Origin of the sequence: Streptomyces antibioticus (assembly GCF_002019855.1) — a bacterium.
In the GTDB taxonomy this organism is placed as follows: domain Bacteria; phylum Actinomycetota; class Actinomycetes; order Streptomycetales; family Streptomycetaceae; genus Streptomyces; species Streptomyces antibioticus_B.
On sequence record NZ_CM007717.1, the window covers coordinates 5293368 to 5316997 of the forward strand.

Consider the following 23630-nt stretch of genomic DNA (forward strand, 5'->3'; position numbering starts at 1 on the left):
CATGCGCGCACGCCTCACCGCCCTGACGGGCACCCTGCTGCTGCTCACCGGCTGTGGCGCCGCCGACATGACGAAACAGGCGTCGCCGTTCGCCGACGCGCGCGGCGCGCGGACCGTGACCCTCTCCGTGCAGTCCTGGGTCGGCGCGCAGGCGAACGTCGCCGTCGCCCAGTACCTGCTGGAGAGCGAACTCGGCTACCGCGTCGACACCGTCCAGGTCGACGAGGTCCCCGCCTGGGACGCGCTCAGCCAGGGCCGGGTCGACGCGATCCTGGAGGACTGGGGGCATCCCGACCAGGAGAAGCGGTACGTCCACGACAAGAAGACCATCGCGCGCGGCGGCGGCCTCGGCGTCACCGGGCACATCGGCTGGTACGTCCCGGCGTACTTCGCGAAGCAGCACCCGGACGTCACCGACTGGAAGAACCTCGACCGGTACGCCGACGAGATGCGCACCCCGGAGAGCGGCGGCAAGGGCCAGCTCCTGGACGGCTCCCCGTCCTACGTCACCAACGACAAGGCGCTGGTGAAGAACCTGGACCTCGACTACCAGGTCGTGTTCGCCGGTTCGGAGGCCGCCCAGATCACCCAGATCACCCGGTTCGCCAAGGAGAAGAAGCCCTTCCTGACGTACTGGTACGCCCCGCAGTGGCTCTTCGAGAAGGTCCCCATGACCGAGGTGAGGCTGCCCGCGTACGAAGAGGGCTGCGACGCCGACCCGGCGAAGGTCGCCTGCGCCTATCCGCACACCCCGCTCCAGAAGTACCTCAACGCCGACTTCGCGCGGAACGGCGGGGACGCGGCCGCCTTCCTGAAGAAGTTCCGGTGGACGACCGAGGACCAGAACGAGGTCTCCCTGATGATCGCCGACCAGAAGCTCACCCCGCGCGAGGCGGCCGAGAAGTGGGCCGACCGCCACGCCTCCACCTGGAAGGCGTGGCTGCCGTGACCTCCGGGCGGGTCAGGCGTGCGGGGCCGGGTGGTGGTGGCCCGGCACCATCCGCGCGGTCACGCCGAACCGGTTCCAGGCGTTGATCACCGCGATCGCGGCGATCAGATGGGCCAGTTCGGCCTCCTCGAAGTGCGCGGCGGCGTGCGCGTACACCTCGTCCGGCACGAAACCGTCGGTGAGGACGGTGACCGCGTCGGTCAGCGCGAGGGCCGCCAGCTCCTTCTCGGTGTAGAAGTGCGGCGACTCCTCCCAGGCCGAGAGCTGGACGATCCGCTCCACGCTCTCCCCGGCCGCCAGGGCGTCCTTGCTGTGCATGTCGATGCAGTACGCGCAGTGGTTGATCTGGGAGGCGCGGATCTTCACCAGTTCGTAGAGGACCGGGTCGACGCCCCTGCGGGCGGCTCCGTCCAGGCGGACCATCGCCTGGAACACCTCGGGGGCGTGCTTGGCCCAGGGCAGTCGGGCGGTGGGTTCGGGGGCGTGCGGGGCTCGTTGTTCGGTGGTCATGTCCTCGACCCTAGGGTCGAGGCAGCCCACGGGTATGGTCCATTTCCATGACGGAAACGTGGGCCACTCTCGGGGTCGACCTGCATCTCGAACCGTCCGGCCCGGGGGTGCGCCGGGGGCTCACCGACGCCCTGCGCGAGGCGGTCCGCGGCGGGCGCCTCGCCCCCGGCACCCGGCTGCCGTCCTCCCGCTCCCTCGCCGCCGACCTGGGGCTGGCCCGCAACACGGTCGCCGCGGCCTACTCCGACCTCGTCGCCGAGGGCTGGCTCACCGCCCGGCAGGGCTCCGGCACCCGGGTGGCGGACCGGTCCGTCGTCCCCTCGGCCGGGGCGGCCCCGCGCCGGCCCGCCCGCGCCCGGCCGCGCCACGACCTGCGCGCCGGCTCCCCCGACCTCGCCTCCTTCCCGCGCGCCGCCTGGCTGCGGGCCGCCCGCCGCGCGCTCGCCGTCGCGCCCTACGACGCCCTCGGCTACGGCGATCCGCGCGGCCGGCCCGAACTGCGCGCCGCGCTCGCCGGCTATCTGGCCCGGGTCCGCGGGGTGCGCGCCGACCCCGAACGCGTCGTGGTGTGCGCCGGCTTCGCCCACGCGCTGCAACTCCTCGCCACGGTCCTGAGCGCGCGCGGGGTACGCACCCTCGCCGTCGAGTCGTACGGCCTGGACGCGCACTGGCGGCTGGCGGAGACGGCGGGGCTGCCCACGGACCCCCTGCCGTTCGACGAACACGGCACGGACCCCTCCGCGTTGCCGCCCGGCGGCGCGGTCCTGCTCACCCCCGCGCACCAGTTCCCGACGGGCGTGGCGCTGCACCACGACCGGCGCGCGGCCGTCGTGGAGTGGGCGCGCCGCACCGGCGGCCTGGTCCTGGAGGACGACTACGACGGCGAGTTCCGCTACGACCGCCGGCCCGTGGGCGCGCTCCAGGGCCTGGACCCCGACCACGTGGTGTACCTGGGCACGGCCAGCAAGTCCCTGGCCCCCGGTCTGCGTCTGGGCTGGATCGTGGCCCCGCCCGGCCTGGCCCGCGAACTCGCCGCCGCCAAGGGCGCGGTGGACACCTGCGGGGTCCTGGACCAGTTGACCCTGGCGGAGTTCATCACCTCCGGCGCCCACGACCGTCACGTGCGCGCCTCCCGCCTCCGCTACCGGCGCCGCCGCGACGCCCTCGTCTCGGTGCTGGCCGAGCGCGCCCCCTGGGTCCGCGTCACCGGCATCGCGGCGGGCCTGCACGCCGTCCTGCGCCTCCCGCCCGGCACCGAACGCGACGTGATCCGCGCCGCCGCCCACCTCGGCCTGGCCCTCGACCCCCTGACCCCCCGCCACCACCACCCCGACGCGACCGACACACCCCCGGACGCCCTGGTGATCGGCTACGCCACCCCACCGGACCACGCCTGGACCCCCACCCTGACCACCCTGTGCACGGCCCTGGGGGTCTCGGACCCGGGGACCGACCTGGGCTGAACCTCCCCAGGGGCGCGGGGAACCGCGCGACCGGCCACGACGGCGCCGCAGCCCTTCACGTGCCGCCGCCACCCCTCACCTCGGCCCGGCGCCGGCGTCCGGCGCCTCCCCGAACCGCGCCAGCGCCAGCGCCCCCGCCACCGCCACCGCGAAGCCCAGGACCGCCACCCACGCCCAGCCCTCCCGTGTCCCGTCGCCCAGCCACACCACGCCGATCACCGCCGGCCAGACCGTCTCGCCGATCACCATGCCGGCCGTCGCCGCCGTCACCGAGCCGCGTTGCAGGGCCGAGGTCAGGGAGAGGAAGGCCGCGCCGCCGCCGAGGAGGAGTGCGTACAGGGACGGGTCGGTCAGGAGGGGGCCGGGGGACAGCGTGTCGATCAGGCGGACCGCGACCTCCACCACGCCGAAGCCGAAGCCCGCGCCCAGGCCCAGCACCGGTGACCGCCCACGTTCCGGCAGCCACCGCCCGGACAGGCCCAGGGCCAGGACCGCGGCCGCCGTGCCGAGCATCGCCCAGGGCAGCCACCCCGGCCCCGTCTCGTCGCCCTCCGGGCCCGCGGCGAGGCCCAGCAGCGCCAGGCCCGCGCAGACCACCCCGACGGCCGTCCACTCCGTCCGGCTCAGCCGGACCCGCAGCAGCCGCGCCGCGACCACCGCCGTCACCGCGAGGCTCGACGCCAGCGCCGCCCCCACGGCGTAGATCGCGAGGGAGCGCAGCGCGAGGATCTGGAACACGAAACCGAGCCCGTCCAGCCCCAGGCCCGCCAGATACCGCCACTGCCGCAGCGCCCTCAGCAGCAGCGCCGCCTCCCCGCCACCGCCCCCGGAGGCGGCCCGCGCGGCCATCGCCTGCAACACCGTCGCCGTACCGAAACACACCGCAGCGCCGAGGGCGCACACCATTCCGAACACCACAGACGGACTGTAGGCCGACAGTCCCCGGCCGGGCGGTAGGCTGCTGACCGGGCCGTGACTGGCGCGCTGGGATGGGACGGACCATCGGGGAGCGGCCTGTGTGTGACCGAGTGCCGTGCGCCTGGGCCAGACCGAGAACCGTGACCGCTTGACGCCCACGCCACCGGAGGCCGACGCCATGTCAGAGCAGCAGTCCCGCCCCGCCGAGAACCTCTCCACCCAGTCGACCGCCTTCCGCGCGGCCCTCGACGTGATCCGCGCCGTCGAGCCGCGCGTCGCCGACGCCATCGGCCAGGAGGTCGCCGACCAGCGCGAGATGCTCAAGCTGATCGCCTCCGAGAACTACGCCTCCCCGGCCACCCTCCTCGCGATGGGCAACTGGTTCAGCGACAAGTACGCCGAGGGCACCATCGGCCGCCGCTTCTACGCCGGCTGCCGCAACGTCGACACGGTCGAGTCCCTCGCCGCCGAGCACGCCAAGGAGCTGTTCGGCGCCCGGCACGCCTACGTCCAGCCGCACTCCGGCATCGACGCCAACCTCGTCGCCTTCTGGGCGGTCCTCGGCGCCCGCGTCGAGGTCCCGTTCCTGGAGAAGGCCGGCGCCCGCCAGGTCAACGACCTCACCGACGCCGACTGGGCCGAGCTGCGCCAGGCGTTCGGCAACCAGCGCATGCTCGGCATGTCCCTGGACGCCGGCGGCCACCTCACCCACGGCTTCCGCCCGAACATCAGCGGCAAGATGTTCGACCAGCGCTCCTACGGCACCGACCCGGCGACCGGCCTCATCGACTACGACGCCCTGCGCGCCTCCGCCCGTGACTTCAAGCCGCTGATCATCGTCGCCGGCTACTCCGCGTACCCCCGTCTGGTGAACTTCCGGATCATGCGCGAGATCGCCGACGAGGTCGGCGCGACCCTCATGGTCGACATGGCGCACTTCGCGGGCCTGGTCGCGGGCAAGGTGCTCACCGGCGACTTCGACCCGGTCCCGCACGCCCAGATCGTCACGACCACCACCCACAAGTCGCTGCGCGGCCCGCGCGGCGGCATGGTGCTGTGCGACGACTCCCTCAAGGACCAGGTCGACCGCGGCTGCCCGATGGTCCTCGGCGGCCCCCTGCCGCACGTGATGGCCGCCAAGGCCGTCGCCCTCGCCGAGGCCCGGCAGCCCGCCTTCCAGGACTACGCCCGGCGGATCGTCGACAACTCCCGCGCGCTGGCCGAGGGCCTGACCAGCCGGGGCGCCACCCTGGTCACCGGCGGCACCGACAACCACCTCAACCTGATCGACGTGGCGGCCTCCTACGGCCTCACCGGCCGCCAGGCCGAGGCCGCGCTCCTCGACTCCGGGATCGTCACCAACCGCAACGCCATCCCCGCCGACCCGAACGGCGCCTGGTACACCTCCGGCATCCGCATCGGCACCCCGGCCCTGACCACCCGCGGTCTCGGCACGGCGGAGATGGACGAGGTCGCCGCCCTGATCGACCGCGTCCTCACCACCACCGAGCCGGGCACGACGAAGTCGGGTGCCCCCTCGAAGGCCGCCCACGTCCTGGACGCGAAGATCGCGGACGAGATCTCCACCCGGGCGACGGACCTGGTCGCGGCCTTCCCGCTGTACCCGGAGATCGACCTGGGCTGATCAGCACCGGCCAGGGAGCAGCGCCCCGTCAGGGGCGCGGGGAACTGCGCGGGCAACCCCGACCGACCCGCAGTTCCCCACGCTCCGAACCCCCTCGAGCTCTCTGAGACAATGGGGGGCATGGCCTCTGATCGACCTCGCGTGCTCTCCGGAATCCAGCCCACCGCAGGCTCGTTCCACCTCGGCAACTACCTCGGCGCCGTGCGCCAGTGGGTGGCCCTCCAGGAGTCGCACGACGCGTTCTACATGGTCGTCGACCTGCACGCGATCACGGTCCCGCAGGACCCGAAGGAGCTGACGGCCAACACCCGGCTGGCCGCCGCCCAGCTCCTGGCCGCCGGTCTCGACCCCGAGCGCTGCACGCTCTTCGTCCAGAGCCATGTCCCCGAGCACGCCCAGCTCGCCTGGATCATGAACTGCCTCACCGGCTTCGGCGAGGCCAGCCGGATGACGCAGTTCAAGGACAAGTCGGCCAAGCAGGGCGCCGACCGCGCCTCCGTCGGCCTGTTCACGTACCCGATCCTCCAGGTCGCGGACATCCTGCTCTACCAGGCCAACGAGGTCCCGGTCGGCGAGGACCAGCGCCAGCACATCGAGCTGACCCGCGACCTCGCCGAGCGCTTCAACGGCCGCTTCGGCCAGACCTTCACGATCCCGAAGCCGTACATCCTCAAGGAGACGGCGAAGATCTACGACCTCCAGGACCCGGCGATCAAGATGAGCAAGTCGGCGTCCACGCCGAAGGGCCTCATCAACCTGCTCGACGACCCGAAGGCCACCGCGAAGAAGGTCAGGAGCGCGGTCACCGACACCGACACGGTCGTCCGCTTCGACCCCGAGAACAAGCCCGGCGTCAGCAACCTCCTCACCGTCTACTCCACGCTGACCGGCACCCCGGTCCCGGAGCTGGAGCGGCAGTACGAGGGCAAGCTCTACGGCGCCCTCAAGACGGACCTCGCGGATGTCGTCGTCGACTTCGTGACCCCGTTCCGGGACCGCACCCAGCAGTACCTGGACGACCCGGAGACGCTGGACTCGATCCTGGCCAAGGGCGCGGAGAAGGCGCGGGCCGTCGCCGCGGAGACGCTGGCGCGGTCGTACGAGCGGGTCGGCTTCCTCCCCGCGAAGCACTGAGCGGCGCTCGGAAGCACCGACGGCGCACCGCACACACGTTCCTCGTGGCAGAGCGCTGCACATCACTTCCCTTGCGCCTGCCCACAGGACAGCGGTGGCCGTACAGTCGATAGCCGTACGACTGAGTACGAACCCGGCAGACACACCCGGCGGACACGCCGGGCGGACATGACGACAGGAGACGACGTGGGGACCGTAACGATCGGCGTGTCGATCGCGGTCCCGGAGCCCCACGGCAGCCTGCTCCAGGAGCGGCGCACGGGCTTCGGCGACGCCGCGGCTCACGGCATCCCCACGCACGTCACCCTGCTCCCGCCGACCGAGATCGAGCCGGGCGCCCTTCCGGCCGTCGAGGCGCATCTCGCGCAGGTCGCCGCGGCCGGCCGGCCGTTCCCGATGCGCCTGTCCGGCACGGGCACCTTCCGGCCGGTGTCACCGGTGGTCTACGTCCGGGTCGTCGAGGGCGCCGAGGTGTGCGCCTGGCTCCAGCAGCGGGTCCGGGACGCCTCCGGGCCCCTGGTGCGCGAGCTGCAGTTCCCGTACCACCCGCACGTCACCGTCGCGCACGGCATCGACGAGCGGGCGATGGACCGCGCCTTCGAGGAGCTGGCCGGGTACGAGGCGCAGTGGTCCTGCACCGGCTTCGCCCTGCACGAGCAGGGCACGGACGGCGTCTGGCGCCAACTGCGCGAGTTCCCGTTCGGCGGATCGGTCGTCCCCCCGCAGGCCGCCCGCGTCGACCGGGGCACCCTGCCGACCCGCTGAGAGCGCCCGTCGTCTAGATCGGCAGGCGCCGGAACACCCCGCGCGGGACGTGCCGCAGCGCCGACATCACCACCCGCAGCAGGCCGGGCACCCACACCGTCTCCGAGCGCCGCCGCAGCCCCAGCTCGACCGCGGTCGCGACCGCCTCGGGCGTGGTGGCCAGCGGCGGTTCGTCGAGCCCGGCCGTCATCCGCGTCCGCACGAACCCGGGCCGTACGACCATGACGTGCACGCCGGTGCCGTGCAGCGCGTCCCCCAGACCCTGGGCGAACGCGTCGAGGCCCGCCTTGCTGGAGCCGTAGATGAAGTTCGAGCGGCGGGCCCGCTCCCCGGCGACGGAGGAGAGCACGACCAGCGAGCCGTGGCCCTGCGCCTGGAGCGCGCGGGCGCTCACCAGGCCCGCCGAGACCGCCCCGGTGTAGTTGGTGCGGGCGACCCGCACCGCGGCCGCCGGGTCGCGTTCGTCGTGCGCCTGGTCGCCGAGGATCCCGAAGGCGAGCAGCACGACGTCGACGTCCCCCTCCGCGAACACCTTGCCGAGGACCACCTCGTGGGAGTCGGGGTCGAGCGCGTCGAAGGCGACCGTGCGCACGTCCGCCCCGAGCGCGCGCAGCTCGGCGGCGGCCGACTCCAGGTCGGCCGACGGGCGGCCGGCCAGCCAGACCGTGCGGGTGCGGCGGGCGATCAGCCGGCGCGCGGTGGCGAGCGCGATCTCGGACGTGCCGCCGAGGACGAGCAGGGACTGGGGGATGCCGAAGGCGTCCTTCACGACAGCTCCTAGAGGTTGAGGCGCCGGGACAGATCGGAGGTGAACACGCCGCGCGGGTCCAGCTCCGCGCGCAGCGCGCGGAAGTCGTCGGCGCGCGGGTACATCGCGGTGAGCAGGTCCGGCCGCAGCCGGGAGTCCTTGGCGAGGTAGACCCGCCCGCCGGCGGCGGCCACCTCCTCGTCGAGTTCGTCGAGGAAGGCGCCGAGTCCGGGCAGCCCGGCCGGGATGTCCAGGGCGAGGGTCCAGCCGGGCCGGGGGAAGGAGAGCCAGCCGGGGTCGGCCGCCCCGAACCGCTTGAGGACGGCGAGGAAGGACGGGCAGCGGCGCTCGGAGATCCGGCCCACGATCCGGCGCAGCGCGTCCTCCTGCCCGTGTCCGACGACGAACTGGTACTGCACGAACCCGGCCCTGCCGTAGACGCGGTTCCAGTGCGGGACGCCGTCCAGGGGGTGGAAGAAGGCGGAGAGCCGCTGGAGTTCGCCGGTCCGCGCGCGGGGCGCCCTGCGGTACCAGAGTTCGTTGAACAGGCCCACGGTCCGGCGGGTGAGCAGCCCCTCGGGGACGGCGGCGGGCGCCGACGGCAGCCGGGAGGGGCGGAAGGCCAGCGGGTCCCGGCGGGTGCGCGCGGGCAGCGCGTCGAGGGGCGCGTGGTCGCCGCGGGTGAGCACCGCGCGCCCGGTGGCCGCCCCGCGCGCGAGGAGGTCGATCCAGGCGACCGAGTAGCGGTAGCGGTGGTCGGTGGCGGTCAGCCGGGCCATCAGGTCGTCGAGATCGGCGGCGCGTTCGGTGTCGACCGACATCAGGGAGGTCTCGACCGGCTGGAGCCGCACGGTGGCCGTGAGGATCATCCCGGTCAGGCCCATGCCCCCGGCGGTGGCCTCGAACAGCGGGGAGTCCTGGGCGACGGTGCGGATCGTGCCGTCGGCGGTGAGCAGTTCGAAGGACAGCACATGGCGGGCGAAGGAGCCGCACACATGGTGGTTCTTGCCGTGGATGTCGGCGCCGATCGCCCCGCCGACCGTGACGTACCTCGTCCCGGGGGTCACCGGCACGAACCAGCCGAGCGGCAGCAGCACCCGCATCAGCGAGTGCAGGGAGACGCCCGCGCCGCACAGCACGGTCCCGCCGTCGGCGTCGATCGCGTGGATCCGGTCCAGGCCCGTCATGTCGAACACGGCCCCGCCCGCGTTCTGCGCCGCGTCCCCGTACGCCCGTCCCAGGCCCCTGGGGATGCCGCCGCGGACCCCGCAGTCCCGGACGGCGGCCACGGCCTCCTCGTACGTCCTGGGGCGGATCAGACGGGCGGTGGAGGGAGCGGTACGGCCCCATCCCGTGACGGAAACGGTCTCGGTCTCGGCTGACATGACGGTGACCGTATCGCCCTGTTATGTGCGTTTGGTTTTGAAACCTCCCGCACTCCCCGAAATGGGTGATTAATGGGATGTCGCTCAATATTGCCGGTGTTCTGATGCGATCCCCGTGAACAGTGAATCTCCATGGACCACACGGACCACCTGGACCACCGCATCCTCTCGGCGCTGCGCGCCCGGGGCGCCGACCCGCGCGTGGCGGGCGCCGCGCGCGCCCTGTCCTGGGCGGGCGAGCACGGCGCGCTCTGGCTCGCGGCGGGGCTCACGGGCGCCGCCGTGGACGGCGGCCGGCGCCGCGCCTGGCTGCGCGCCACCGCGCTCACCGCCGGCGCGCACATCGCCAGCATGGGCGTGAAACGGATCGTGCGCCGACCGCGCCCCACCCATGTCGAGCCCCTGGTGCGCACCGCCGGACGGCACTCCTTCCCCAGCTCGCACGCGACCTCCGCCGCGGCCGCCGCCGTCGCCTTCGGCGCGCTGGGCGTACGGGCCGCCCGCCCGCTGGCCGCCGCGATGTGCCTGTCCCGGCTGGTCGTCGGCGTCCACTACCCCTCGGACGTGGCGGCGGGCGCGGCCCTCGGGGCCCTCACGGCGCGCCTTGGGGCGCGCTGGCTGAAGGACGGCGCGCGGACCGTACCGGACACGCGGGGCGTACGAGGAGGCGCGCGCTCATGACCGAGGCCGCCCACCTGACCGGCACCGCCCGCCCCGCCGAGGCCGCCCCGCCCGCCCCGCGCACCGGCGGCCGGCTGCCCGCACCGGCCCGCGACGGCGGCGGCCCGCCCCGCCGCACCGGCGGTCTCCTCGGCGGACTGCTGCGCACCGCCCGCCCCAAACAGTGGGTCAAGAACATCCTCGTCGTCGCCGCCCCCGCGGCCGCCGGACGGCTCTTCTCCTGGCCCGCCCTCACCGAACTCGCCCTGGTCTTCGCCCTGTTCACCGCCTGCGCGGCCGCCGTCTACCTGATCAACGACGCCCGCGACGCCGACGCCGACCGCGCCCACCCCACCAAACGGCGCCGCCCGGTCGCCGCCGGACAGGTCCCCGTCCCCGTCGCCTACGCCGTCGGCGGCGGCCTCGCCGTCCTCGCGCCCACCGCCGCGGCCTGGCTCACCACCCCGGCCGTCGCCGCGCTCCTGACCGCCTACCTCGGCATGCAACTGGCGTACTGCGTCAGCCTCAAGCACGTCCTGGTCGTCGACCTCGTCGTCGTCACCACCGGCTTCCTGATGCGGGCCGTCGTCGGCGGGCTCGCCCTCGGCATCCCGCTGTCCCGCTGGTTCCTGATCACCACCGGCTTCGGCGCGCTGTTCATGGTCGCGGCCAAGCGCTACTCCGAGGCCGTCCAGATGGCCGGCGCGGCCGGCGCCACCCGCGCCCTGCTCACCGAGTACACCACCGGCTATCTGCGCTTCGTCTGGCAGCTCGCCGCCGGGGTCGCCGTGCTCGGCTACTGCCTTTGGGCGCTGGAGGAGGGCGGCGTCCCGCACACCAGCGTGCTGCCCTGGCGCCAACTGTCCATGGTCGCCTTCATCCTGGCCGTCCTGCGCTACGCCGTCTTCGCCGACCGCGGCACCGCGGGAGAGCCCGAGGAGGTCGTCCTCGGCGACCGCGCCCTCGCCCTCATCGGCGTCGCCTGGCTCGCCATGTACGGCCTGGCGGTGGCCAATTGGTAGCCGGCCGGCGTGAACTCCTGGGCTTCGCCGCCGTCGGCCTGCTCGCCTACGCCGTCGACCTCGCCCTGTTCACCTGGCTGCGCGGCCCGGCCGGCCACGACCCGCTCACCGCGAAGACCCTGTCCTTCCTGGCCGGCTGCACGGTCGCCTACCTCGGCAACGCGCTCGGCACCTACCGGCACGCGCGCGTGCGGGGCCTGCGCCCGTACGCCGTGTTCTTCGCGGTGAACGTCGCGGGCGCCCTCGTCCAACTGCTCTGCCTCACCGTCAGCCACTACGGCCTCGGGCTCACCTCGCAGCGCGCCGACACCGTCTCCGGCGCCGGGATCGGGATGGCGCTGGCGACTGTCCTGCGCTTCTGGGGTACACGCACTCTTGTCTTCCGCGTCATCGGCCGCGAGCAGGGCAGAGTGGGATCATGGACTGGCTGAAGAAGCTTCCCGTCGTCGGGCCGTACATCGCGCGCCTGATGACCACACACGCCTGGCGGTCGTACGAGCGGCTGGACCGGGTGAAGTGGACGCGGCTGGCCGCCGCGATGACGTTCATCAGTTTCATCGCGCTGTTCCCGCTGCTGACCCTCGCCGCCGCGATCGCCGCCGCGACCCTGAACAAGTCCCAGCAGGACGACCTCCAGGACAAGATCGAGGACCAGTTCCCCGGCATCGGCGACCAGCTCGACATCAACAGCCTGGTCCAGAACGCCGGCACGGTCGGTCTCATCGCCGGCGCCCTGCTGCTGTTCACCGGCATGGGCTGGGTCAGCCAGATGCGGGAGTGTCTGCGCGCGGTGTGGGAGCTGCCCGACAAGGAGGAGAACGTCGTCCTGGCCAAGGCCAAGGACGCGGGCATCCTGCTCGGCCTCGGCGGCGCCGTCCTCGCCACCATCGCGATCTCCACGCTCGCCTCCGCGCTGGTCGGCCGGCTCATCAAGGAGGCCGGGATCGACGACGGCGGCTGGGGCGGCATCCTGCTGCGGATCGTCGCCTTCACCATCGCCGTCCTCGCCGACTTCCTGGTCCTGCTCTACGTCCTCACCCTGCTGCCCGGCGTCGAACCGCCGCGCCGCCGCCTGATCGTCGCCGCGCTGATCGGCGCGATCGGCTTCGAACTGCTCAAGCTGCTGCTCAGCGGCTACATCCAGGGTGTCGCCGCGAAGAGCATGTACGGCGCGTTCGGCGTGCCCATCGCCCTGCTGCTGTGGATCAACTTCACCTGCAAGCTGCTCCTGTACAGCTCCTCGTGGACGGCGACGGGCAGCGCCGGCGAGCCCGGCCCCGACGGGGCCGACGAGGACGGCGTCAGCGACGGCGGCGGACCAGATCCGGCAGCGGCCAGCGCCGGTTGACCAGGAACGCCCCGGCCGCGAGCAGCACCAGCACCCCGCCGGTGATCGCCAGCGCGGTCCACATGCCCCGGGAGCCGTCCTCGGCGACGGCCCCGGCCGCCACCGGCTTGTCGCCCGCCTTCGCGGCGCCGCCGCCCGCCTCGCCGGACGTGCCCGGCGTGGCGGAGGCCGACGGGTTGGCGCCGGCCTTTCCGGCCTGCTCGGTGCCCTTCGGCGCGACCAGTTCACCGACCGGCGTCACCTTGCCGGCCGCCGCGAAGCCCCAGTCGAAGAGCTTGGCGGTCTCCTTGTAGACCTCGTTGTGGTCGGACTTCTCCGGGTTCATCACCGTGACCAGCAGCACCCGGCCGTCCCGCTCGGCGACCCCGGTGAAGGTGGCGCCCGCGTTGGTGGTGTTGCCGTTCTTCACCCCGGCGATGCCCGGGTACTGCGAGATGTCGTAGTCGCCGCTCAGCAGCCGGTTGGTGTTCTGGATCTCGAAGGAGCCGCGGACCCGCTTGCCCTTCTTGTTCTTCTTCGTCTCGCCGGGGAACTTGGCCGAGACGGTCGAGCAGTACTCCCGGAAGTCCTTCTTCTGGAGCCCGGAGCGGGCGATCAGCGTCAGGTCGTAGGCCGAGGAGACCTGGCCCGAGGCGTCGTAGCCGTCGGGGGAGACCACGTTCGTGTCGAGGGCCTGGAGCTCCTCGGCGTGCTCGTTCATCTCGGCGACGGTGTTGGCCACGCCGCCGTTCATGGCCGACAGCACGTGCACGGCGTCGTTGCCCGAGCGCAGGAAGACGCCGAGCCACAGATCGTGGACGGTGTAGGTCTCGTTCTCCTTTATGCCGACCATGCTGGACCCGGAGCCGATGCCCTCCAGGTCGGCCGGCAGCACCTTGTGCGCGGTGCTCTTGGGGAACTTCGGCAGCACGGTGTCGGCGAACAGCATCTTCATCGTGCTCGCCGGAGGCAGCCGCCAGTGCGCGTTGTGCGCGGCCAGCACGTCCCCGGACTCGGCGTCGGCGACGATCCACGACCGCGCGGTGATGCCCTTCGGCACCACCGGCGCGTCACCGGCCAGCGCCACCTGGGTGCCCGGCTGCCCGAGCCGGACCCCGCCGACCGTCGACATCGTCGCCGGGGGAGTCGCGGACGGGGAGCCCGACGGGGAGGGGCTCGGCGCGGCGAGCGAGACGGGCGCGGTCAGCGCGAGGGACGCGAGGGTCGCGGAGGTGACCAGCAGGGATCGCCTGACGGTCTGCATGATGGGTGCGGGCACGACGGAGAACGTACCTGGCCCCGGGCGGGAAGTCCCACCGCCCTCCCCACCCCCGTCGTGGAACCGGACACGGGGCCGCGATACTGAGGTCATGAAGCTCAGCCGCCCCCTCTCCTGGTTCCTGCTCGCCTTCGGGGTGTGGAGCTGGATCATCTGGGTCACTTTCGTCAAAAACCTGGTCAAGGACAGCAGCGGGCTCGCGTTCGACGACGGCGACCCCACGGCGTACTTCTGGGTCCATCTGACGCTGGCCGTCGTCTCCTTCGTATTGGGGACGGTCGTCGGGGTCATCGGGTTGCGTGGTCTGCGCGCACTGCGGGGAGCGTCATAGCCGATGGCACTTCTCGTCGTCCTCTTCGTCCTGCTCGCCCTCGCCGTCCTGGTCGCGGCCAACTGGTACCTGTGGCGACGGCTGTTCCGCGACACCACCGCCCGCCCGGGACCCGTGCGGCGCGGCGGCGCCGTGCTGATCGGCGGCGGCTGGGCCCTGGCGATCGGCGCGCTGGTCGCCGAGCGCGCGGGCGCGCCGTTCTGGCTCCAGCGCACGCTGGCCTGGCCCGGCTTCCTGTGGCTGGCCCTCTCCATCTACCTGCTGCTCGGCGTGGTCGTGGGCGAGGCGGTACGGCCCGTGCTGCGGCGCGTGCTGGAACGGCGGGCGGCCCGCGCCGCCGAGCCGGCCGCCGTACCGGAGCGCGAGCCGGTCCCGGTCCCCGCGAAGGCGAAGCCGGAGCCGGCGAAGGGGGAGGCGGCGAAGGGGCAGGCACAGGACCCGCCGCCCGCTCCCGCCCCCTCCCGTCGGCTGTTCGTCTCCCGGGTGGTCGGCGGCGCGGCGGCCGCGGCGGCCGTCGGCACGGTCGGCTACGGCACCTACGGCGTCCTGCGCGGCCCGGGCGTCAAGCGGGTCACCGTCCCGCTGGCCAAGCTCCCGCGCGCCGCCCACGGCTACCGGATCGCCGTCGTCAGCGACATCCACCTCGGGCCGGTGCTCGGCCGGGGCTTCGCGCAGAAGGTCGTCGACACGATCAACGCCACCCAGCCCGACCTGATCGCGGTCGTCGGTGACCTGGTCGACGGCAGTGTGAAGGACCTCGGCCCGGCCGCCGCCCCGCTCGCCGGGCTGAAGGCACGGCACGGCAGCTACTTCGTCACCGGCAACCACGAGTACTTCTCCGGCGCCGAGCAGTGGGTCGAGGAGGTACGGCGCCTCGGCCTGCTCCCCCTGGAGAACGCCCGCACGGAGCTGCCCTGGTTCGACCTCGCCGGGGTCAACGACATCGCGGGCGAGAGCGAGGGCCTCGGCCCCGACTTCACCCGCGCGCTCGGCGACCGGGACCCGGCACGCGCGTGCGTGCTCCTCGCCCACCAGCCCGTCCAGATCCACGACGCGGTACGCCACGGCGTCGACCTCCAGCTCTCCGGCCACACCCACGGCGGCCAGCTCTGGCCCGGCAACCTGTTCGCGGCGGCCGCGAACCCCACCCTGGCCGGTCTGGAACGCCACGGCGACACCCAGCTCTACGTCACCCGAGGCGCCGGCGCCTGGGGCCCACCGACCCGCGTGGGCGCCCCGTCCGACATCACGGTGATCGAACTGGCCTCCCGGCGGGCGTGACTACTTCTTCTTCGGCGTGGCCGGGTCCGGCAGGGCGTTGGTCATGCCGGGGAGGAAGTCGGTGAAGAGTTCGTGGATCTCCAGGACCAGGGGGCGCAGGACGCGGAAGCGGGCCAGGGAGACGCCTCGGGCGGTGAGGCGGGCGCCGCGGCCGGCGAGGCGGTAGCTGCGTTCGCGGTCCTCCGTGCGGTCGTAGATCCAGTACATGACCAGGCCCATCTGGGCGAGCCACATCAACTCGGGGAGCACCTCCCGCAGTTCCTCCGGCACCTTCGCCTTGGAACCGGCGAGCACCTCCCGGTGGACGGCGATCGCCTCCTCGCGCGCGTGCTCCGACTCCGCCGAGAAGGGGCTGAGCGGGCTGTCCGGGTCGGCGGCGTTCTTGAAGAACTGCACGGCGAACTCGTGGTACGGCTTCGCCACGTCCAGCCAGGTGCGCAGCACGCCCGCCATGCGTGCCTCCAGGCTGGTCTCCCGCGCCAGGATGTCCCGGACCGCCTCGCGGTGTTCGGCGGCGAGACGGTCGTAGAACCCCTGGATCAGCCATTCCTTGCCGGCGAAGTAGTAGTAGGCGTTCCCCACGGAGACGCCCGCCTCCTTGGCGATGGCCCGCATCGTCGTCTTGTCGTAGCCGCGCTCCTGGAACAGCCGCATGGCCGTCTCCAGGATCAGGGCGCGGGTCTGTTCCGACTTGGACGCGGGCGACGCCTCGGAGGGCCCGGCCGGGGGCGGGGGAGCGGCCTCGGCGGGGCCGTCGTGGTCGGCGGAGTTGTTGGCGGACACGGACGAGAGCCTAACCAGTGGAGCAGGACCCGTCGGCACAGGCGGGCGGGGTGTACGTCCAGCCCGCGCGCGGGTCGTAGGACCAGCCGTCCGCGGCGCGGTACGAGCGCCCGCCCCACCCCGCGGCCCGCGCCCCGCCGTACGCCCCGCGCCACTTGGCGGCCGCGAGCACCGCGCCCTTGGCCAGCTTCGCCCCGGCGGGGGTGCTCAGCCGGTGGGCCAGCGGGCGGTGCGCGCGCAGCGCCCACAGGGTGACGATCCAGGCGGCCGCGCCCCGGTAGACCTGGCCCGCGTCACCGACGACGGTGATCTCCTCCAGCGTGGCGCGGTGGTCCAGGCCGGGGAAGCGGGCCCGGGCCCGGTCGGAGCCGGCCGGGACCAGGTCCAGCGGCACGAGCTGCGGCTGGCGGTTCAGCCAGTCCCGCACGAAGACGCACAGCTCGCAGCCGGCGTCGTAGAGGACGGTGAGCCGGCGGACCGGGACGCGCGCGGCGCCCCGGTCCGGCGTGGCCCGCGGTCGGGCGGCCACGGTGCTCACGCCCCGGCCGACGGGGCTGCCGACGGCGCGGCCCAGCCCTGCGGGGCGACCGGCGGGATCTGCTCCCGCTCCATGACCCCGCGCCGCCGGATCCGGTTGAGCACGTACACATTGCCCAGGTGCATCACGCCGAGCACCAGCAGCACCACACCCAGCTTGGTCGAGAGGGCCTCGAAGACGCCGCGGGTGTCCTTGATGGTGTCGTCGCCGCTCAGATAGAGGGCGACGAAGCCGAGGTTGACGAGGTAGAAGCCGACCACCAGGAGGTGGTTGACGGCGTCGGCGAGCTTCTCGTTGCCCTGGAGCACATCGGCCAGGAAGACCCGGCCGTTGCGGCTGAGGGTGCGCGCGACCCAGATCGTCAGCGCGATGCTGACGACCAGGTAGATGACGTAGGCGATGACCGTGCGGTCCATGTTCCCCACCTTTTCGAACGCGTTCAAAACGCTGACAGGGATGACTGTAGCGCTGCTTTTGAACGTGTTCAACTGGGGGTCATGGGACCTGCGTCACGGCCGGCGGCCCAACTCCGGCCGTTTCGTGTAGTCCGTGAACCCGACGACGTTGCCCCACGGGTCGGCGACCTCGACCGTCCAGCCCGTCGCCACCGAGAACGGCGCGTCGAGCGGCGCGATGCCCGCCTCGGCCAGCCGTCGTGCCGCCACGCGCGCGTCCGGCACCTCCAGCCACACCCGCGGCGACGGCCAGGGCGGCGGCCGGTGTCCCATCCCGTCCTCGTGTCTGAGCAGGATCCCCGGGGTCTCGCCCCCCACCCTCAGCAGCGCGATCCCGGCCTCGTCGAAATGGAACGCCACCGCGAACCCGGCCCGCTCGTAGAACCCGACGGCCTCCCCGAGGTCCCCGACGGGCAGCACCACATTGTCGAAACCGAGCAGCTCGTACGAAAGATCGTCTGACATGCCGTCAGATATTAGGCGCGGGGGCCCGGAAAACAGGTCAAGGGCACCCCGGTCTGCGCGTGGCGGGATTTCTGCTGCAAGATGGCATGCGCCCATCTCACCTATGGATGATCCGATCGACAGACTTCGGGGGAACTCGCCTTGTCCGAAACGCCACAGCAGCCCCAGCCCCAGGACCCGCACTCCCAGGGACCTCAGCCCCAGGGACCGCAGCCTCAGCCCCAGCCCGGCTACGGCTACCCCGGCGGGGGCCCGCAGGACGCGACCCAGCCCGGCTACCCCGGCCCCTACGGGTATCCCCAGCCCGGCCAGCCGCCGTACCCCGGCTACGGCCAGCCCGGTTACGGACAGCCCGGTTACGGCTACGTACCCCCCGGCACCTTCACCGGCGACCCCCAGGCCCCCTACGGGTACGACCCGCTGGGCCGTCCCTACTCCGACAAGTCGAAGGTCGTCGCGGGCGTGCTCCAGCTCACCCTGGGCACCCTCGGCGTCGGCCGCTTCTACATCGGCCATGTCGGCATCGGCCTCGCCCAGCTCTTCACCTGCGGCGGCCTCGGCATCTGGGCGCTGATCGACGGCATCATGATGCTGGTCAGCGACAGCACGACCGACAGCGACGGGCGGGTCCTGCGTGGCTGACGCCGGGCGCCTCTCCGTGAGGTGCCCGGCCGTCCTGCGGCACCCGGCGGCGGCCCCCCTCGCGGTGCTCGCCGCGGGTGCGGCCGGCTCCGCGTATCTGTACGCCACCGACCCGCACGCGTCCGGGCACTGGCTCCCGCGGTGCCCGTTCCGGCTGGTCACCGGTCTGCTCTGCCCCGCCTGCGGCGGCACCCGCATGGTGTACGACCTGATGCACGGTCACTTCGCCCAGGCGTGGCTGGACAACCGGGTCCTGCTGCTCGCCTCGCCGTTCGCCCTCGCGCTGTTGGCCCGCTGGGCGTGGGAGGGGCTGCGCGGGCGCGTCTGGCGGCCGCGTCTGGGGACGAGGGGAGTGGCCGTCGTCCTCGGGATCGCGGTGGCATGGACGGTGCTGAGGAACGTTGTTGGCTGATTTTGATCACGGATCAGGAACAATGGATCATCTCCCCTCCCTTTTTTCCCTCTGCTTTACCTAGGCTCACCAGTCACAGGGGGGATGTCCTGGCACGGCGGAGCTGTGCGAGGGCGTCGGTCGGCAGCGGCGGACATGGGTCGACGCGCGTTTTCGCGACGTCACCACGTCCCTCCTGGACTCCCCGTTCCGACATGCAGCACAGGAGCAGTAGCCATGACCGTCCCCACCCCGCAGGCCCCCTACGGCGTCGACCCGCTGGGCCGCCCGTACTCCGACAAGTCCAAGATCGTCGCCGGTATCCTCCAGCTCTTCCTGGGCACCCTGGGCATCGGACGCTTCTACGTCGGCTCCGTCGGCGTGGGCGTCGCCCAGCTCCTCACCTGCGGCGGCCTCGGCTTCTGGGCCCTGATCGACGGCATCCTGTTCCTCACCAGCAACGACCGCACCGACAAGGAAGGCCGCATCCTCCGCGGCTGACCTCCCCGGGTGGCAACCCCTTCGCCCCGCCGATCACCGATCGGCGGGGCGAAGTGCTGGGTGAGGCGTCGTCGACGCGCCTCGCACGCCGGAGGGCCCCGCTTCCGTGAGGAAACGGGGCCCTCCGAGGGGTACCGGGAAGAACTCAGAAGCGGCGCGTGATCAGCGCTCGCTTCACCTCCTGGATGGCCTTCGTGACCTCGATGCCGCGCGGGCAGGCGTCCGTGCAGTTGAAGGTCGTGCGGCAGCGCCAGACGCCGTCGCGGTCGTTGAGGATCTCCAGGCGCTGCTCGCCCGCCTCGTCACGGCTGTCGAAGATGAAGCGGTGCGCGTTGACGATCGCGGCCGGGCCGAAGTACTGCCCGTCGTTCCAGAAGACCGGGCAGGACGACGTGCACGCGGCGCACAGGATGCACTTGGTGGTGTCGTCGAAGCGCTCGCGGTCCTCGGCGGTCTGGAGACGCTCGCGCGTGGGCTCGTTCGTCTCCTTGGTGATGAGGAACGGCATGACGTCCCGGTACGCCTGGAAGAACGGCTCCATGTCGACGACCAGGTCCTTCAGGACCGTCAGGCCCTTGATGGGCTCGACCGTGATCGGCTTCTCGGGGTTGATGTCCTTGATCAGCGTCTTGCACGCGAGGCGGTTCTTGCCGTTGATCCGCATCGCGTCCGAACCGCAGATCCCGTGGGCGCAGGAGCGGCGGAACGTCAGCGTGCCGTCCATGTCCCACTTGATCTTGTGGAGACCGTCGAGGACGCGCTCCTTGGGGTCCAGTTCGAGCTGGAAGTCCTCCCACGTCGCGTCGGCCGACACCTCGGGGTTGAAGCGGCGGACGCGGAAGGTGACGGTGATGTACGGGGAGGCCGCGGCCTCCGCCTCGACCTTGTCCAGAACGGGGGTTGCCATCAGTACTTACGCTCCATCGGCTGGTAGCGGGTCTGGACGACCGGCTTGTAGTCGAGACGGACAGTCTCGCTGCCGTCGTCGCCCACCTCGCGGTACGCCATGGTGTGGCGCATGAAGTTGACGTCGTCGCGGTTGGGGTAGTCCTCGCGGTAGTGACCGCCGCGGGACTCCTTGCGCGCCAGGGCGGAGACCGCCATGACCTCGGCCAGGTCGAGCAGGTTGCCCAGCTCGATGGCCTCCAGCAGGTCGGTGTTGAACCGCCGGCCCTTGTCCTGGATCGAGACGTTCAGATAGCGCTCGCGCAGCTCGGCGATCTTCTCGACCGCCGTCTTGATCGTCTGCTCGGTGCGGAACACCATGACGTTGGCGTCCATGGTCTCCTGGAGCTCCTTGCGCAGCGTCGCCACCCGCTCGGTGCCGGTGGAGTTGCGCAGCCGCTCCACCTGGTCGACGACGAACTGCGCCGGGTTCTCCGGCAGCTCCACGTAGTCGGCCCGCTGGCTGTACTCCGCCGCCGCGATACCGGCCCGGCGGCCGAACACGTTGATGTCCAGGAGCGAGTTGGTGCCGAGGCGGTTGGCGCCGTGCACCGACACGCAGGCGACCTCGCCGGCCGCGTACAGGCCCGGGACGACGGTGGAGTTGTCCGCCAGGACCTCACCCTCGACGTTGGTCGGGATGCCGCCCATGGCGTAGTGCGCGGTGGGCTGGATCGGGATCGGGTCCGTGTAGGGCTCGATGCCGAGGTAGGTCCGCGCGAACTCGGTGATGTCCGGGAGCTTGGCGTCGAGCTGCTCCGGCGGCAGGTGGGTGAGGTCGAGGTAGACGTGGTCGCCCTCGGGACCGCAGCCGCGGCCCTCACGGATCTCCGTGTAGATGGAGCGCGAGACGACGTCACGGGACGCGAGGTCCTTCATGACCGGCGCGTACTTCTCCATGAAGCGCTCGCCGTCCTTGTTGCGCAGGATGCCGCCCTCACCGCGGGCGCCCTCCGTCAGCAGGATGCCCATGCGCCAGATGCCGGTCGGGTGGAACTGGAAGAACTCCATGTCCTCCAGCGGCAGACCGCGCCGGTAGCAGGCGGCCTGGCCGTCACCGGTCAGGGTGTGCGCGTTGGAGGTCACCTTGAAGAACTTGCCGGTGCCGCCGGACGCGTAGATCACGGCCTTCGCCTGGAAGACGTGGATCTCGCCGGTGGCCAGCTCGTAGGCGACCACACCGGAGGACTTCTTGACGCCGTCGACCTCGGTGATGAGCTGGTCGAGGACGTAGAACTCGTTGAAGAACTCCACGCCCTCCTTCACGCAGTTCTGGTACAGCGTCTGGAGGATCATGTGGCCGGTGCGGTCGGCCGCGTAGCAGGACCGGCGGACCGGGGCCTCGCCGTGGTTGCGGCTGTGACCGCCGAAGCGGCGCTGGTCGATGGTGCCGTTCGGGGTCCGGTTGAACGGCAGGCCCATCTTCTCCAGGTCGAGGACGGCGTCGATGGCCTCCTTCGCCAGGATCTCGGCGGCGTCCTGGTCGACCAGGTAGTCACCGCCCTTGACCGTGTCGAAGGTGTGCCACTCCCAGTTGTCCTCCTCCACGTTGGCGAGCGCGGCGGCCATGCCGCCCTGCGCGGCGCCCGTGTGGGAGCGGGTGGGGTACAGCTTGGTCAGCACCGCGGTGCGGCTGCGCTTCGTCGACTCGATGGCCGCGCGCATGCCCGCGCCGCCGGCGCCGACGATGACGGTGTCGTACTTGTGGATCTTCATGATTCTCGCAGCCCCGTGCCTAGCGGATGTTCGGGTCGAAGGTGAAGATCACCAGCGTGCCCAGCAGGATGGTGAACACCGTGGCGGTGTAGAGCAGGCCCTTGAGCCACAGCCGGGTGTTCGCGCGCTCCGCGTAGTCGTTGATGACCGTGCGCAGGCCGTTGGCGCCGTGCAGCATCGCCAGCCACAGCATCAGCAGGTCCCAGACCTGCCAGAACGGGGACGCCCAGCGGCCGGCCACGAAGGCGAAGCCGATCTTGGAGACGCCGCCGTCCAGCACGAGCTGGATCAGCAGGTGCGTGATGACCAGGACGACCAGCAGGACGCCGGACAGCCGCATGAAGAGCCAGGCGGCCATCTCGAAGTTGCCGCGCGTGGTGCGCGGGGTCTTCTTGGTGCGCTGGCGCGGGGCCTCGATGACGGGCGCCGGGTTGTCGACGCCGTAGACCGGGCCGCCCTCGACGGGGCCGATCCCGGACGCGGTGGTTTCAGTGGTGGCCATCGGTGTCAGCTCCCGAACACTTCACGAGCGGCGTGGCCGAGGACGGGGTAGATCGCCCCGAGCATCAGCACCAGCCAGAGACCTACGGCACCCCAGAGCATCTGCTTCTGGTAGCGGGGGCCCTGCGACCAGAAGTCGACGGCGATGACACGCAGGCCGTTGAGCGCGTGGAAGAGGATGGCGGCGACGAGGCCGTACTCCAGCAGCGCGACGATCGGCGTCTTGTACGTGGCCACGACCTTGTCGTAGTCCTCGGGGGAGACACGGACGAGTGCGGTGTCCAGGACGTGAACGAACAGGAAGAAGAAGATGAGGACGCCGGTGACTCGGTGAGCCACCCAGGACCACATTCCTTCCCGGCCGCGGTACAGCGTTCCAGCCGGCACGGAAGAACCCTCCGAAAGCGGGATTGGGGCCTGCCGGCTTCGGCGTCGGACGGGCCCGGCCGGGTACGGTCCACCGGCCCCCAGCATCGTAGCGACGCGCTGGCACCGGGCTTACGTCGGGCCTACCGGTGTGATCAAAGTGGCACGCGTATGGGTGAGTGGCGCGGCTTCCGGGAGGGTTTGCGCCGATACACCCCGAGTGCGGGTCCGTCGTGGCTGGTCACGCCCCATGGCGGGGGTGGCGGCCGTCAGGTCGCGGCCCGGTGTCCGCGAGGAGGGTCAGCAGGCGCTGTCGGGCCAGTCGCCGCAGCTCCTCCCAGGCGATGATCCGTTCGTCGTCGGGATCGTTCGTCAATCGTGACCGGATGGCCTCGAGGGTGCGGTCGAGGGCCTCGCGGGCGGGGATGTCGCCGAGATAGATCACGAACGCGTGCCCGAAGCGGGCCTCGTAGGCCGCGTGGGCCGCGCCGAGCGCCATGTGCGCCGCCTCGTAGGCGTCGTCCGGCAGCGGCGGGAGCGTCTCGCCCGCCAGCGCCTCCGCCAGATCCGCGGAGGTCAGGTCGTACGCCGCCTCGTCGGACGCGGCGAACAGCGCCTCCACCGTCGGGTACGGGCGGTGGTCGGCGATCCGGCGGGCCCAGCGGAGGTTGCGCAGACAGCCGAGGAGACGGTGGGTCGCCTCGTCGGCCGGGAGGGCGTTGAAGCCGTCCAGCAGCTCCGGCAGCTCCGGCAGGGAGGCCGGGGAGGTCCGGGTCTGCGCCGGTATGGCAAGCCGGCCGGTGGAACGGGAAAGGGGATGCGCAGACAGCGTGGATCCTCGCGTCACGTGAGGGGTGGCAGGGGATGCGGTGAAAGGTGTGTCGACACGTTATCGAGAGTGGTCAGCATG

General features: G+C 72.1%; 28 protein-coding genes and 1 riboswitch. Of the genes, 14 read left to right on the plus strand and 14 right to left on the minus strand.

Annotation, left to right across the window (positions count from 1 at the left end; all coding sequences use genetic code 11):
• Position 1 precedes the first annotated feature (1 nt).
• Complete coding sequence (locus tag AFM16_RS24120) at positions 2-949, plus strand: ABC transporter substrate-binding protein (RefSeq protein ID WP_030787964.1); 948 nt, start codon at positions 2-4, stop codon at positions 947-949.
• A gap of 12 nt (positions 950-961) precedes the next feature.
• On the opposite strand, the gene AFM16_RS24125 is transcribed toward AFM16_RS24120, so the two are convergent.
• Positions 962-1459 carry a carboxymuconolactone decarboxylase family protein gene (locus AFM16_RS24125; protein ID WP_030787962.1) on the minus strand — a complete coding sequence of 166 codons (498 nt, stop codon included), beginning with the start codon at positions 1457-1459 and terminating at the stop codon, positions 962-964.
• A gap of 47 nt (positions 1460-1506) precedes the next feature.
• Here AFM16_RS24125 and pdxR point away from each other — a divergent pair, with 47 nt between their 5' ends.
• A complete protein-coding gene (gene pdxR / locus AFM16_RS24130; RefSeq protein ID WP_078634587.1) occupies positions 1507-2922 on the plus strand; it encodes a MocR-like pyridoxine biosynthesis transcription factor PdxR in 1416 nt (471 codons plus the stop codon).
• Between the two features lie 75 nt (positions 2923-2997).
• On the opposite strand, the gene AFM16_RS24135 is transcribed toward pdxR, so the two are convergent.
• Entirely contained in the window at positions 2998-3828 is an 831-nt protein-coding gene (locus AFM16_RS24135; protein ID WP_078634588.1) for a DMT family transporter, read from the minus strand.
• Positions 3829-3884: 56 nt separating this feature from the next.
• Positions 3885-3974, plus strand: a riboswitch (ZMP/ZTP riboswitch).
• 44 nt (positions 3975-4018) lie between these two features.
• Here AFM16_RS24135 and AFM16_RS24140 point away from each other — a divergent pair.
• The 3 genes from AFM16_RS24140 (at position 4019) to AFM16_RS24150 (ending at position 7384) form a co-directional block, all read left to right on the plus strand.
• The gene (locus AFM16_RS24140; RefSeq protein WP_078637075.1) at positions 4019-5485 is read left to right on the plus strand and encodes a glycine hydroxymethyltransferase; all 1467 of its coding nucleotides are present in this window, start codon (positions 4019-4021) and stop codon (positions 5483-5485) included.
• 120 nt (positions 5486-5605) lie between these two features.
• Positions 5606-6619 (plus strand): tryptophan--tRNA ligase, encoded by a 1014-nt coding sequence (gene trpS / locus AFM16_RS24145; RefSeq protein WP_030787943.1) that lies wholly within the window; start codon positions 5606-5608, stop codon positions 6617-6619.
• Between the two features lie 186 nt (positions 6620-6805).
• Positions 6806-7384 (plus strand): 2'-5' RNA ligase family protein, encoded by a 579-nt coding sequence (locus AFM16_RS24150; RefSeq protein WP_030787940.1) that lies wholly within the window; start codon positions 6806-6808, stop codon positions 7382-7384.
• A 13-nt stretch (positions 7385-7397) separates the two neighbouring features.
• On the opposite strand, the gene dprE2 is transcribed toward AFM16_RS24150, so the two are convergent.
• Positions 7398-8153 (minus strand): decaprenylphospho-beta-D-erythro-pentofuranosid-2-ulose 2-reductase, encoded by a 756-nt coding sequence (gene dprE2, locus AFM16_RS24155; RefSeq protein WP_030787936.1) that lies wholly within the window; start codon positions 8151-8153, stop codon positions 7398-7400.
• Positions 8154-8161: 8 nt separating this feature from the next.
• A complete protein-coding gene (gene dprE1, locus AFM16_RS24160; protein ID WP_078634589.1) occupies positions 8162-9517 on the minus strand; it encodes a decaprenylphosphoryl-beta-D-ribose oxidase in 1356 nt (451 codons plus the stop codon).
• Between the two features lie 132 nt (positions 9518-9649).
• Here dprE1 and AFM16_RS24165 point away from each other — a divergent pair, with 132 nt between their 5' ends.
• The 4 genes from AFM16_RS24165 to AFM16_RS24180 are packed head-to-tail and all read left to right on the plus strand — an operon-like array spanning position 9650 to position 12547.
• Positions 9650-10198 (plus strand): phosphatase PAP2 family protein, encoded by a 549-nt coding sequence (locus AFM16_RS24165; RefSeq protein ID WP_078634590.1) that lies wholly within the window; start codon positions 9650-9652, stop codon positions 10196-10198.
• Positions 10195-11199, plus strand: a complete 1005-nt coding sequence (locus AFM16_RS24170) for a decaprenyl-phosphate phosphoribosyltransferase (RefSeq protein WP_107419142.1) — start codon at positions 10195-10197, stop codon at positions 11197-11199. Before AFM16_RS24165 ends, AFM16_RS24170 begins: the two co-directional genes overlap by 4 nt.
• The gene (locus tag AFM16_RS24175) at positions 11193-11630 is read left to right on the plus strand and encodes a GtrA family protein (RefSeq protein WP_078634591.1); all 438 of its coding nucleotides are present in this window, start codon (positions 11193-11195) and stop codon (positions 11628-11630) included. The genes AFM16_RS24170 and AFM16_RS24175 overlap by 7 nt, the downstream gene beginning before the upstream one ends.
• The gene (locus AFM16_RS24180; protein WP_030787912.1) at positions 11618-12547 is read left to right on the plus strand and encodes a YihY/virulence factor BrkB family protein; all 930 of its coding nucleotides are present in this window, start codon (positions 11618-11620) and stop codon (positions 12545-12547) included. Before AFM16_RS24175 ends, AFM16_RS24180 begins: the two co-directional genes overlap by 13 nt.
• Here AFM16_RS24180 and AFM16_RS24185 read toward each other — a convergent pair.
• Complete coding sequence (locus AFM16_RS24185) at positions 12501-13805, minus strand: D-alanyl-D-alanine carboxypeptidase family protein (protein ID WP_245177784.1); 1305 nt, start codon at positions 13803-13805, stop codon at positions 12501-12503. The genes AFM16_RS24180 and AFM16_RS24185 overlap by 47 nt on opposite strands.
• A gap of 91 nt (positions 13806-13896) precedes the next feature.
• Between AFM16_RS24185 and AFM16_RS24190 the strand changes: the two genes are divergently transcribed.
• A complete protein-coding gene (locus tag AFM16_RS24190) occupies positions 13897-14136 on the plus strand; it encodes an SCO4848 family membrane protein (protein ID WP_030787906.1) in 240 nt (79 codons plus the stop codon).
• 3 nt (positions 14137-14139) lie between these two features.
• The gene (locus AFM16_RS24195) at positions 14140-15417 is read left to right on the plus strand and encodes a metallophosphoesterase (RefSeq protein ID WP_078634593.1); all 1278 of its coding nucleotides are present in this window, start codon (positions 14140-14142) and stop codon (positions 15415-15417) included.
• Here the strand turns inward: AFM16_RS24195 and AFM16_RS24200 are convergent, their stop codons facing one another.
• From AFM16_RS24200 to AFM16_RS24215, 4 genes are all read right to left on the minus strand, one after another.
• Positions 15418-16200, minus strand: coding sequence for a TetR/AcrR family transcriptional regulator (locus AFM16_RS24200; RefSeq protein WP_030787898.1), 783 nt, complete (start codon positions 16198-16200; stop codon positions 15418-15420). It lies immediately after the preceding gene.
• Between the two features lie 10 nt (positions 16201-16210).
• Entirely contained in the window at positions 16211-16738 is a 528-nt protein-coding gene (locus AFM16_RS24205) for a thiol-disulfide oxidoreductase DCC family protein (protein WP_078634594.1), read from the minus strand.
• Positions 16735-17154 (minus strand): hypothetical protein, encoded by a 420-nt coding sequence (locus tag AFM16_RS24210; protein ID WP_030787892.1) that lies wholly within the window; start codon positions 17152-17154, stop codon positions 16735-16737. Before AFM16_RS24210 ends, AFM16_RS24205 begins: the two co-directional genes overlap by 4 nt.
• 93 nt (positions 17155-17247) lie before the next feature.
• Positions 17248-17658 carry a VOC family protein gene (locus tag AFM16_RS24215; RefSeq protein WP_030787889.1) on the minus strand — a complete coding sequence of 137 codons (411 nt, stop codon included), beginning with the start codon at positions 17656-17658 and terminating at the stop codon, positions 17248-17250.
• Between the two features lie 141 nt (positions 17659-17799).
• On the opposite strand from AFM16_RS24215, the gene AFM16_RS24220 reads away from it, so the two are divergent.
• The 3 genes from AFM16_RS24220 (at position 17800) to AFM16_RS24230 (ending at position 19192) form a co-directional block, all read left to right on the plus strand.
• Positions 17800-18300, plus strand: a complete 501-nt coding sequence (locus AFM16_RS24220; protein ID WP_078634595.1) for a TM2 domain-containing protein — start codon at positions 17800-17802, stop codon at positions 18298-18300.
• Positions 18293-18712: a DUF2752 domain-containing protein gene (locus AFM16_RS24225; RefSeq protein ID WP_078634596.1), complete on the plus strand. Its 420-nt coding sequence runs from the start codon at positions 18293-18295 to the stop codon at positions 18710-18712. Before AFM16_RS24220 ends, AFM16_RS24225 begins: the two co-directional genes overlap by 8 nt.
• 216 nt (positions 18713-18928) lie before the next feature.
• Positions 18929-19192 carry a TM2 domain-containing protein gene (locus AFM16_RS24230; protein ID WP_030787881.1) on the plus strand — a complete coding sequence of 88 codons (264 nt, stop codon included), beginning with the start codon at positions 18929-18931 and terminating at the stop codon, positions 19190-19192.
• Between the two features lie 145 nt (positions 19193-19337).
• Here the strand turns inward: AFM16_RS24230 and AFM16_RS24235 are convergent, their stop codons facing one another.
• The 5 genes from AFM16_RS24235 to AFM16_RS24255 form a co-directional block, all read right to left on the minus strand.
• The gene (locus AFM16_RS24235) at positions 19338-20099 is read right to left on the minus strand and encodes a succinate dehydrogenase iron-sulfur subunit (protein WP_030787878.1); all 762 of its coding nucleotides are present in this window, start codon (positions 20097-20099) and stop codon (positions 19338-19340) included.
• The gene (gene sdhA, locus AFM16_RS24240; RefSeq protein ID WP_030787875.1) at positions 20099-21853 is read right to left on the minus strand and encodes a succinate dehydrogenase flavoprotein subunit; all 1755 of its coding nucleotides are present in this window, start codon (positions 21851-21853) and stop codon (positions 20099-20101) included. Before sdhA ends, AFM16_RS24235 begins: the two co-directional genes overlap by 1 nt.
• A gap of 19 nt (positions 21854-21872) precedes the next feature.
• Positions 21873-22355, minus strand: a complete 483-nt coding sequence (locus AFM16_RS24245) for a succinate dehydrogenase hydrophobic membrane anchor subunit (RefSeq protein ID WP_030787872.1) — start codon at positions 22353-22355, stop codon at positions 21873-21875.
• A gap of 5 nt (positions 22356-22360) precedes the next feature.
• Positions 22361-22741, minus strand: a complete 381-nt coding sequence (gene sdhC / locus AFM16_RS24250; protein WP_078634597.1) for a succinate dehydrogenase, cytochrome b556 subunit — start codon at positions 22739-22741, stop codon at positions 22361-22363.
• Positions 22742-22961: 220 nt separating this feature from the next.
• The gene (locus tag AFM16_RS24255; protein WP_078634598.1) at positions 22962-23567 is read right to left on the minus strand and encodes a 2-oxo-4-hydroxy-4-carboxy-5-ureidoimidazoline decarboxylase; all 606 of its coding nucleotides are present in this window, start codon (positions 23565-23567) and stop codon (positions 22962-22964) included.
• Positions 23568-23630: the final 63 nt, after the last annotated feature.